The sequence below is a fragment of the Saccharomonospora iraqiensis subsp. paurometabolica YIM 90007 genome (assembly GCF_000231035.2).
Lineage (GTDB): Bacteria > Actinomycetota > Actinomycetes > Mycobacteriales > Pseudonocardiaceae > Saccharomonospora > Saccharomonospora paurometabolica.
In genome coordinates, this window is the sequence record NZ_KI912247.1 from 237,603 (window position 1) to 247,942 (window position 10,340).

Sequence of the window (10,340 nt, forward strand, 5' to 3'; positions counted from 1 at the left end):
GCCGCCCCCGCGGCACGTGCCGCGCGCGGCGGAAGGTTGCGCGCCGCCGTCGCCCGCCAAGACCCCGTCGCCTGGGCGGTGGGCTCGCTCGCCCTCGTGCTCGGCGTCGTGTTCGTGCTGGTGGACCTCGCGCACAATCAGGGCCATCTCGTCGCCCCGATCGACGACGCCTACATCCATCTGCAGTACGGCAGCCAACTCGGCTCCGGCCACCCGTTCGAGTACAACACCGGTGATCCGGTCTCCACGGGAGCGAGCAGTCTGCTCTACGCCTTCGTGCTGGGCGCCGCGCACGCCGTCGGCTTCGGCGGGCACTGGCTGCTGTGGTTCGCCGTGGCGCTGGGTGTGGTGTGCGTGGCGCTCGCCGCCGGGCTGACCGTGCGGCTCGGCACCCGGCTGGTCGGCCGCACCGTAGGGGCGTGGGCCGGGGTGCTCACGGCGGTGAGCGGACCACTGCTGTGGGGCGCGGCGAGCGGGATGGAGGTCGGGCTCACCGCCGTCCTGGTGGTGGGGATGGTGCTCGCGTTCGTCCGGGAGTGCCCGTCCGGCCGGTTCGTCGGTACACCCCTGCTGGGCGTGGCGTTGGCGCTGGTCCGGCCGGAGGGGTTGTTCTTCGCGCTGGCCCTGTGCGGCGCGATGGTGTGGACGGTTGTCGCCGCGCGGCGCGCGGGCACGGTCGGCACGGGTCCGGCCGTCGGTCGGGGGCTGATTGCTTTGCTGCCCCTGGCCGCGGGTGTGGGGCAGTACGTCTTCTACCTCCTCGCCACCGGAACCGTGCGGGCCAACGGGGTGCAGGCGAAGTCGCACCTCTACGACGAACCGGTGTTCTACCTCGGCCGGTTCGTCGACCGCACGGTCGCCAACATCCGGGGCGTGGTCGACTCGTTCGGCGGGCTCAACGCGACCGACTTCGCCTTCCCCGGCGCGCTACTGCTGTTCCTGGCCGGTCTGGCCTCCCTGTTCGCGACCCGGCGCGACCACCGTCCGCTCGCCGTCGCGTTGGGCGTGGGGTTCGCTCTCGTGGTCGGCTCGGCGTCGACCCTGTCCACCGCGCTGATCCACGAGCTGCGCTACTTCCAACCGTTCCTCCCGGTGTTCCTGCTGCTCGCCGCCTGCGGCGGCTACGGGCTCACCCGGCTGGCCCCGCGCCCCCGGCAACGCCGGTTCGCCGCGCACGCACTGCTGGTGGTGGCGCTGCTGTTCACCCTGGTCGCCACGCCGACGTGGGCGGAGCGACTCGGCAGGCAGTCCGCCACGATCCGGGACACCGACGTGTCGGTGGGCGCCTGGATCGACCGCAACCTGCCCCGGGACGCGATCGTGGGGGTCAAGGACGTCGGCGCGATCGCCTACTACGGCCACCGGCGCGTGGTCGACCTCGTCGGGCTGGCCACGAACGGCCTCGCCGAGCCGGCCAACAACGGCACCGGCAGCCTCTACGAGGCGCTGCGCGCGCTTCCGGAGGACGAGCGCCCCACCCACTTCGCGGTGTACGAGCCGCCGCCCGGACCGTCGATGCGGCCGTTCGCCGACGCGGGCCTCTTCGGCCGGGAACCGCTGGAGACCTTCGAGGTGCGCGCCCCCGCGGCGCTGGACGGGCGGCGGATCGTGCCGTTCTCCGAGGTCAACGTCCACCGGGCGGACTGGCGTGTGGCCGGCAGCGGGGACCGTGCCCCGGTGGAGGGCGAGGTGGTGGATCACCTGAACACCGGCAGCCTGCGCTCGGAGGAGGCGCACGACTACGGGGTGCGCATGCAGCAGCCGGGCCTGCAGCCGCACACCACCCTGCGCAGACACGGGAACGTGCTGGACAGCGGCCGGATCGTCGTGGGCGGCGAGGCGTTCACCGCCGAGGGACTCACGCCCGGGCAGCCGCTCCGGATCGCCACCCGGGTCCTGGCCCCGGGCTCGAACCACGAGGTGCGCGTCCGCGTCGACGGCCGCGACGCCGGAACGTGGACCCTGCCCCCGGGCGAGGACCGCTGGTCGACGGCCGAATTCACGGTCCCGCCCGACCTGGTCACCTCGCCCACGGCCCGCATCGAACTGGAACCGACCGACCCCCTGCTCAGCCCCTACCCGGAATACACGTCCTTCGGCTACTGGTTCCTCCAATAACCGCGAGTCGCCACCCCAGCCCCGCGAGTTGACGCCCCGGGGCGGCGAGTCGCCGCGTGCGCGGAGTCTCGCGTTAGCCGGGTCCCGCGCGTGGGTCAGATCGGGAGCTTGCGGAACAGCGGCCGGGGCACGTGGCGCAGCGCCGACATCACCCAGCGGAACGCGCCCGGCGCCCACACCAGGTCCTTCCCATCCCGGACGGCCCGCACCGCGGTCTCCGCCACCTGCTCGGCGGTCTGCTCCAGCGGGGCCTTGCCCATACCCTCGGTCATCTTCGTGCGTACCTGTCCCGGCCGCACCACGGTGACACTGCCGCCGTGCGGGCGCAGCGCCTCGCCGAGGCCCAGGTAGAAGCCGTCGAACCCGGCCTTGGTCGAGCCGTAGACGAAGTTCGACCGGCGCACCCGCTCCCCGGCCACGGAGGACAACGCGACGATGCTGCCGTGCCCCTGCGCCCGGATCCGCTCCGCGAGCGCCACGCCGACGGAGACGGCGGCGGTGTAGTTCACCGTCGCCAGGCTCACCGCCGTGGCGTGGTCCTGCCACGCCTGCTCGGCGTCGCCCAGCAGTCCGAACGCCACCACGGTGACGTCGATGTCGCCGCCGGAGAACGCCTTGTCCAGCACGGCCGGGTGCGAGCCGGTGTCGGTCGCGTCGAAGTCCACGCAGGTCACCTCGGCACCCGCGGTGCGCAGCCGTTCGGCCGCCGCGTCCAGCCGGGGGGAGGGGCGGGCGGCGAGCACGACCCGCATCGGGCGGGCGGCGAGGTAGCGTTCCGCGATCGCCAGCCCGATGTCCGAGGTGCCACCGAGCAGCAGCAGTGACTGGGGGTTGCCCACGGCGTCGATCACAGGTGCAGCCTCCTGGCCATGTCGGAGCCGAAGACCCGCTCGGGGTCCACGGAGTCACGGATCTTGCGCCACTCGTCCAGGCGCGGGTACATGCGGTGGAACGCCTCCGGCGCGGTGCGCGAGTCCTTGGCGGTGTAGAGCCTGCCACCGGCGGCCAGCACCTCCGCGTCCAGCTCGTCGCAGAAGGCACCGAGCCCGTCCTTGACGGGGAAGTCGACGCTGAGCATCCACCCCGGCGACGGCCACGACAGCGGGGCGGGGTTCGCCTCACCCATGCGCTTGATGACGTTGAGGAACGAGTAGTGCCCCGAGTGTGCGATCCGGTGGCACAACCCCTTCAGGTCGTCCTCGCGGCCGAACGGCACCGAGAACTGGTACTGCAGGAACCCGCGCGGGCCGTAGGCGCGGTTCCACTCACCCAGCATGTCCAGCGGGTGGTAGAACTGCGTCAGGTTCTGGACCTTCCCACGGGCGCCGCCCCGGGGCACCGTGCGCTGCCACAGCGCGTTGATCGCGCCGAAGGTGACCTTGTTGCCGAGCCCGTTGGGGAAGACGTCCGGCAACGTCATCAGCTTCGGCGCGTCGAACTTGAGCGGGTCGGCACGCAGGTCGTCCGGGAGCTGGTCGAGCGTGGCGAGGTCGCCCCGGGAGAACGTCGCCCGCCCGAGCCCATCGCCCGTGGTGATCAGGTCCGGCACGGCCATCGAGTAGTCGTAGTCTTCGTCCGACCCGTCGGTGAGCAGCGCCAACGTCTCGTCGAGGTTCGCGGTGCGGTCGGCGTCGACGACGAAGTACGCGGTCTCCGTCCGTTTCATCCGGATCGTCGCCCGCAGGAGGACGCCGGTCAGCCCGATCCCCGCCACGGTGGCCCAGAACAGGTCCTTCTCCGGACCCTCCGGGGTCAGCGTGCGCACCGCCCCGTCCGCGGTGAGCAGGTCCATCGAGACGACGTGGTTGCCGAAGCTGCCCGCGCTGTGGTGGTTCTTGCCGTGGATGTCGTTGGCGATCGCGCCGCCGACGGTGACCTGGCGGGTGCCCGGCAGCACCGGCACCCACAACCCGTACGGCAGGGCCGCGCGCATCAGCGCGTCGAGGCTGACCCCCGCGTCGACGTCGACCGTGGCGCGGTCCGGGTCGATCGAGTGGATGCGGTCGAGCGCGGTCATGTCGAGCACCAGACCACCGGCGTTCTGCGCCGGGTCACCGTAGGAGCGCCCCAGGCCCCGCGCCACCACACCGCGGGACCCCACGCTGGTCACCGCGCCGGCGAGTTCGTCGACGTCGGCGGTGCGCAGAACCTCCGCCGTCGTCGGTGCCGTGCGTCCCCACCCGGTCAGTGTCCGCCGTTCGGTGTTCACCCTGACCAGAGTAGCCGCGCCGACCCGCCTAGACTCGGACGGGACGGCGACACTCGCACCGACGGGGTAGGCATGGTGGTGACCGGATCGCGAACGACCGGGGCGGTGGGGACCTCCTCCCCCGGCCTGCTCACCCAGGTGCTGCGGTTCGTGCTCATCGGCGGGTTCTGCGCGCTGGTCGACTCCGGGATCTACTGGCTGCTGCTGCAGGCGGGCCTGTGGGTGCACCTCGCCAAGGCGCTCAGTTTCATCGCGGGCACGACGACCGCGTTCTTTCTTAACAGGCGTTTCACATTCACCGGGGCACAAAAGGGTGGTGCCGGGCAGCTCGGCGGTTTTGTCCTGCTCTACACGGTGACCTTCTTCGTCAATGTGGGTACCAACGCTCTGGCGCTGCACCTGCTGCCGGACCTGCGCTGGCGGGTGGCGCTGGCCTGGGTCCTGGCGCAGGGCACCGCCACCACCATCAATTTCATCATGCTCAAGTGGGTCGTGTTCCGGGAAGCGCGCCCGTGAACGGGCAGCCGTCGGGTCACCCGATGGGGGCTGTACCTTACTGGGCGACTCCCGCGTGACGGTTTTTCCTTTGGAGGACTGAGGTCTCATGCCCGGTAAAGCAGCATCGGCCACCGCGCCCGAGCAGGCCCCGAGTGGCTCCCCGTCCACCGCCGCGCCCGCGAGCGGGGAGGAGCCCCTGTTCTCCGAGCGTGCGTCGGCGGGCAGACTCACCGCCCAGCGGGGGCTGTACGCGGGACCGTCCGATGTGGTGAGCAAGGATCTCTACGCCGAGGTGGTCGAGGGCGTCGTGGCCCGGCGCAGGCACAGTCTCACCCTGGAGCCGTCGGCACGGGTGTCCGGCAACACCTACTTCGGACGGTTTCCGGCCAGCTACTGGCAGCGGTGGACCACGGCCCGCTCGGTGACCGTGGAGGCCACCGTCGCCGGGTCCGGCCGACTCGCGGTGCGGGCGTCCGACGTGGAGGGTGAACCGCGCACGGTGGCGGTGCGCTCCGTCGCCGACGTCGAGGACGAGGCGGTCGTGCTCGAGGCACCGGTGGACAAGTTCCTGGACGGCGGGGCGCTCTGGCTGGATGTGGAGACCGAGGCGGGGGAGCGGGTCACCGTCTCCGACGTGCGCTGGACCGTCGAGGCGCCGGAGCGCGTCCGGCCGACCGCGGTCACGATCTGCACGATGAACCGCGCGGACGACTGCCTGGCCAACCTGCGCGCGCTCGCGGACTCGCTCGACGCGCTGGAAACCCTGGACGCCGTCTACGTCGCCGACCAGGGAACCGACACGGTGGACTCGCGCGACGGGTTCGACGAGATCGCCGAGGAGATGAAGGGCAAGCTGCACTACATCAAGCAGCCGAACCTCGGCGGCGCGGGCGGGTTCACCCGCGGCCTCTACGAGGTCGCCGGGCACACCGACACCGAGCACGCGAACGTGCTGTTCATGGACGACGACGTGCTGCTGGAGCCGGATCTGGTGATCCGGTTGACGGCGTTCTCCAACCGCGCGGCGAACCCGATGATCGTCGGCGGGCAGATGCTGAACCTGCTGCATCCGAACCAGCTGCACGTGGGGGCGGAGTACGCCAGCCTGAACACGCTGGAGCCGGGACAGCCCGTCGAGCACAGCCTGACCACCGCCGACCTGCTCGGCGTGGATGAGGAGACCGGCAAGCCGAACAAGCAGGAGCGCAGGCTGGACGCCGGCTACAACGGCTGGTGGTCGTGCCTGATCCCGTACGAGGTGGTCAAGCGGGTCGGCTACCCGATGCCGTTCTTCTTCCAGTGGGACGACGCGGAGTACAGCTACCGTGCGCGGGCCCATGGCTTCCCCACGGTGACCCTGCCGGGTGCGGGCGTGTGGCACGCGGACTTCCACTGGAAGGACTGGGACGAGTGGCACCGCTACTTCAACCTGCGTAACTCCATCATCACCGCCGCCCTGCACAGCCCGTTCGACCTGAACGTGCTCTCCCGCGTGCTGCTGGCGCAGCTCGTGCGCTACCTGCTCAGCATGCAGTACGGGCTGTCGGCGACGCTGATCAAGGCCGTGGAGGACTTCCTCGAGGGGCCGGAGATTCTGGACGACGGCGGGGTCGCGGCCATGAAGCGGATCCGCGAGATCCGCGACCAGTATCCGGAGACCAAGAAGTACGACCCGACCGAGGTGCCGGGTATCGAGTCGAACGACATCGGCATCATCAACACCCCGCCGCGGCCGAGCCTCCAACGCGTCGTGCTGCTCAAGCGCGTCCTGAACCGGCTGCTGGGGCGCAACCGGTTCGCGATGGGCGCGATCCCCACCGACGAGGCGAACTGGTGGCACGTGTCCCAGTTCGAGACCGCCGTGGTCACCGACGCCTCCCAGGAGGCGGTCCGGATCCGCCGCTACGACCGGCAGCGCATGTTCGACCTGGCGAAGCAGGGCGTGCGGGTGGTCAACCGGCTGCGCAAGGAGGGGCGTGCGGTGCAGGCGCAGTACCAGCGCGCCATGCCGCAGCTGACCAGCCGGGAGAACTGGAAGCGGCTCTACCGGCTCTGACAGGGCCCGGGACCGGGGCCGGGTGCTGCGGTGCCCGGCCCCGGCCACCGGCGCCGTGGACCGGCGACCGGCCGGGCCCCGGCGGCTCACTGCATGCCGAAGACCTTGCCCCGCCGTTGCAGGTTGTCGATGTAGGCGGCGGCCACGTGCGCGAAGTTGACGTTCACGGTGAGCCCGTCGGTGGTGCGCACCTTCTCGATGGAACCGTGTTCGAGGTGCAGATGCAGTTGCCCACCGAGTTCGTCGACGTCCTCGGCACGCAGGGGGAACAGGAGTGGGTCGCCGCCGCTGACGAGATGCAGCACGAGCGCGGGCTTGTCTTCGGCCATGGTCCCACCACAGCAGCGGGACGCGGCGGCTGCAACACGGTTCACCCACAGCGGAGCGACGTCCGCGACCGGCCCGGCAGCCGCCCCGTTCGGGCTAACGCCCGCTCCCGATCGCGATGACTGTTAACGTGCCTTCCGGACACACGGAGTGAAACCGGGGGGAATTCGGGCATGGTGCAGTCCTTCTCGCTGTCGTCGGCCGCTGTTGACGTCCTGTTCGAGCACACGAGACTGGGCCGTGCGCCCTTCCCGTTCGAGGTGCCGCACGTGGGGGAGACGCACCACGCACGGGCACAGATCCGCGACGCGGTGTTTCGTGACCTGCACGGACGCGGCCTGATGCGGCAGAACCGGCTCGCCCAGGACGTCGAGGCGGCGCTGTTCACCCTGGTGCGGGGCTCGGCGGCGGTCACCGCGGCCGCGAACCTGGGCGACGACGGGCTGCTGTTCGCGCGCTCGGCCGCGCACCGGCAGACGGCGGTGCTCGCCCGGCAGGACGGCGACGCGCTGATCGTCGAGCTCATTCGCCCCGAGGCCCTGGTGCCGGCGATCGTGCATCTCCTGCCGCCGACACCTCCGGCCCCCGGTCAGTCGGTCACGGTCGCCAAGCCGCAGCAGCGCCCGCAGCGCCGCACCGAGGAAGACTCCTACGACCCGTTCGCCGGAGCCTCGGCACCGCGCTCGCGCTCGGCCCCGCAGATGCGCGCCGTCGAGCGGATGTTCGAAAAACCACAGTTGCGGATGGGCCAGTTCACGGCCTTCGTCAGCGGCGGCAACGGCGCGGCGACCCCGCTCGAACCGGTGGCGTGGTTCGACTCGGAGGACGGCCGGGTCTTCTGCACCGGCCGCACCGCCGACGACGGCCGGAAGTGGCTCACCTACGCCCCCGCGGACGCGAACCGCATCTCCCAGCACCTGTATTCCCAGGTGAGAGGCGCGTTCCAACGCTGAGTCCGCCGTGGGCGTCCGGTGCGAAACGCACGTGCGTGCGTGTCGTGACCGCTACACTCCGTACGGCGAGACAGTACGGAAGGGGGCCCGCGAATGCCGATCTACGACCAGCCGGAGCCGTCGAGGGATTCATCCTTCTTCGAGAAGGTGAGCCCGTTCGAGACGGCCACGGCGGGTATGAACAGCGACGCGATGGACTCGATGGCCTCGGAGGCCAAGAAGATGGTCGAGTCCGCCAAGTCCGGCGGCTTCCGCGTCACCGAGAACGCCGCCCAACCCATCAGGGACGCACTGCTGGAACTGCGTAACGATGTGGAAAAGCTTGTAGCCGATATCAATCTGCTCAGTCGACGTGGGCCCTCACTCGGGGAACATGATTACGGCCGGGCGATGGCGAGATTCCAACAGCAAGCCCTTGTTGCGAGTGATGGATCGCCGTTCAACATGTTGAAGCGTCTGTCCGAGGCCATCGGCGATGCGGACAAGGCTCTGGAGATTGCGATCAATAACTACCGGGAGGTCGACGAGTCGACCAAGGATGCGCTCCGAGGTGGACGTTGAAGACAAAGGTTATCGCGATGACCGTCGCCGCACTCGTGCTGTCTGCTTGTTCGCAAAAGCAATCTGGTACGGCGGCTCCCGATGTTGAGGAATCAGAACCGTTGAGAACGCCCTCCGTCCAGCAACGTGCGAAATTACGCGCGGTCGAGCCCTGTTCCCTGCTCGATCCGGGCGAAACGGCGACCTTCGGGGAGTTCGAGAAGGGTAGCGAAGGAGTGCGATCCGATGGTGGTCGGCAATGTCATTGGGAAGGTGTCCGCCAATCCGCGCAGGAGGCCGATGTTCCCAGTATCTACGTGGTTATCGAGGACGATTCGAGTATTAAGGAGTTGGGTAACGTTGGCGACGGCGCACGTTCTGGGGTCATGGAGGACTCGGGGCGGGCTGTTAAAGAGACTTGGAACGAAACCGGCTGTGTCGTCGGTCTCGCAGTGGGAGATAGCTCGCGTGTTGACGTGATTGTCGCCGATCCTGATCGAGAACAGTCGTGTGCTATGGCCAACGAAATTGCTGAGCTGGTCGAACCCAAACTTCCGATGAGGTAAAAGATGTCTTCTGGCGACCGTTCGACAGTTACTTCCGAAGAGTTGTTGAACATGTCTTCCGAAAAGATACGATGGCATGTGACCAACGGAAACTCCTTGCCGAAACTTTCAGAAGAGCAACTGAAACAGTTGCCAGGCGACGTGGTGGAGCCATATATCGTCGCTCGTTTCAATCAGACGGGCGATCGTGGCTGGTACGAGCAGACCATGCATTCGCTCAGGGCCGGCCTCAGGGCTGACCAGGTAACTTCCGAGCGGATCGCAGAGCGGCAGTCATCCGGTATCGACTACCTGGAGGGGCCGCCGAGGTCGGACAGGAACTATTTGGCCGACCGACACGAAAAACTCAGATCCGACATCGACGCGGTGCGCCCCGAAGCAATCAAGGCTTACTCTGATACGTACTATAACGTTAGCCAGTTCCTGCGCAAAGTGTCCGACCTGATGCGGGAGAAGGTCGGGAAGTCGCAGCAGGAGTGGGAGGGTGCTGCGGCCGACAGTGCGCACGGGTACTTCCTCGGGCTGGGTGACTGGGCCGAGGGGAACTCCGAGAACGCGATGCTGGCCTCCGACATGATCGTCAAGGAGTCCGAGGCCGCGGAGAGTGCCCGGAACAGCATGCCCGAACCGGTTCGGTTCGACATGAAGTCCGAGATCACCGGGTGGGTGAGCGATCCGTTGTCGTTCGACGACAGGATCAACGAGTCGATCGAGAAGCACCGGCGCAGCCAGGAGGCGCACGAAGAGGCCGCGCGGGTGATGAGCCAGTACGACACCGATCTCAACGAGGCAGGCAGCAAGCAGCCAGTGTTCACCGAGCCTCCCTCGTTCGATGGCTCCTCTTCGACCGGTGACGCGGGATCGGGCGTGCGGAACATTCCGGCTACCGCGACGAGCGCGTCGGGGTTCGCGGGTCCCGCCGGGAGTGCCGGTGGGGCCGCCGGGTCGGTACCCGGAGGGGTCGCCGGCAGCGGACCGGCCGGGTCGCCGGGGTCGTTGCCCGGCGGGGCGGGCAGCGGTGTCGCGCCGACGCCGGGCGCCACGAGTCCCTCGGGTTGGCAGACGGGTCCGGG

9 protein-coding genes and 1 pseudogene are annotated in these 10,340 nt (G+C 69.1%); 7 read left to right on the forward strand and 3 right to left on the reverse strand.

Annotated elements, in window-relative coordinates:
- Positions 1–2,118, forward strand: a 2,118-nt coding sequence (locus SACPADRAFT_RS28055; protein WP_007025093.1) for a hypothetical protein, incomplete at its 5' end; no start/stop codon positions are given.
- Positions 2,119–2,213: 95 nt separating this feature from the next.
- Here SACPADRAFT_RS28055 and SACPADRAFT_RS0215430 read toward each other — a convergent pair.
- Positions 2,214–2,969 (reverse strand): decaprenylphospho-beta-D-erythro-pentofuranosid-2-ulose 2-reductase, encoded by a 756-nt coding sequence (locus tag SACPADRAFT_RS0215430; RefSeq protein ID WP_007025092.1) that lies wholly within the window; start codon positions 2,967–2,969, stop codon positions 2,214–2,216.
- Positions 2,966–4,327 (reverse strand): FAD-binding oxidoreductase, encoded by a 1,362-nt coding sequence (locus SACPADRAFT_RS0215435; protein ID WP_007025091.1) that lies wholly within the window; start codon positions 4,325–4,327, stop codon positions 2,966–2,968. Before SACPADRAFT_RS0215435 ends, SACPADRAFT_RS0215430 begins: the two co-directional genes overlap by 4 nt.
- 72 nt (positions 4,328–4,399) lie before the next feature.
- Between SACPADRAFT_RS0215435 and SACPADRAFT_RS0215440 the strand changes: the two genes are divergently transcribed.
- Together SACPADRAFT_RS0215440 and SACPADRAFT_RS0215445 are read left to right on the forward strand one after the other, a co-directional pair.
- Positions 4,400–4,843 (forward strand): GtrA family protein, encoded by a 444-nt coding sequence (locus tag SACPADRAFT_RS0215440; RefSeq protein WP_007025090.1) that lies wholly within the window; start codon positions 4,400–4,402, stop codon positions 4,841–4,843.
- Positions 4,844–4,931: 88 nt separating this feature from the next.
- The gene (locus SACPADRAFT_RS0215445) at positions 4,932–6,881 is read left to right on the forward strand and encodes a glycosyltransferase (RefSeq protein WP_007025089.1); all 1,950 of its coding nucleotides are present in this window, start codon (positions 4,932–4,934) and stop codon (positions 6,879–6,881) included.
- An 86-nt stretch (positions 6,882–6,967) separates the two neighbouring features.
- On the opposite strand, the gene SACPADRAFT_RS0215450 is transcribed toward SACPADRAFT_RS0215445, so the two are convergent.
- The gene (locus SACPADRAFT_RS0215450; protein WP_007025088.1) at positions 6,968–7,210 is read right to left on the reverse strand and encodes a hypothetical protein; all 243 of its coding nucleotides are present in this window, start codon (positions 7,208–7,210) and stop codon (positions 6,968–6,970) included.
- Positions 7,211–7,381: 171 nt separating this feature from the next.
- Here SACPADRAFT_RS0215450 and SACPADRAFT_RS0215455 point away from each other — a divergent pair, with 171 nt between their 5' ends.
- The 4 genes and pseudogenes from SACPADRAFT_RS0215455 to SACPADRAFT_RS33025 all read left to right on the forward strand — a co-directional run.
- Positions 7,382–8,161, forward strand: a complete 780-nt coding sequence (locus SACPADRAFT_RS0215455) for an ESX secretion-associated protein EspG (RefSeq protein ID WP_007025087.1) — start codon at positions 7,382–7,384, stop codon at positions 8,159–8,161.
- A 93-nt stretch (positions 8,162–8,254) separates the two neighbouring features.
- Complete coding sequence (locus SACPADRAFT_RS0215460) at positions 8,255–8,722, forward strand: hypothetical protein (RefSeq protein WP_007025086.1); 468 nt, start codon at positions 8,255–8,257, stop codon at positions 8,720–8,722.
- Positions 8,719–9,267, forward strand: coding sequence for a DUF3558 domain-containing protein (locus SACPADRAFT_RS30650; protein ID WP_198048331.1), 549 nt, complete (start codon positions 8,719–8,721; stop codon positions 9,265–9,267). Before SACPADRAFT_RS0215460 ends, SACPADRAFT_RS30650 begins: the two co-directional genes overlap by 4 nt.
- Positions 9,268–9,345: 78 nt before the next feature.
- Positions 9,346–10,340, forward strand: a pseudogene (locus SACPADRAFT_RS33025) (hypothetical protein); the annotation flags it as partial.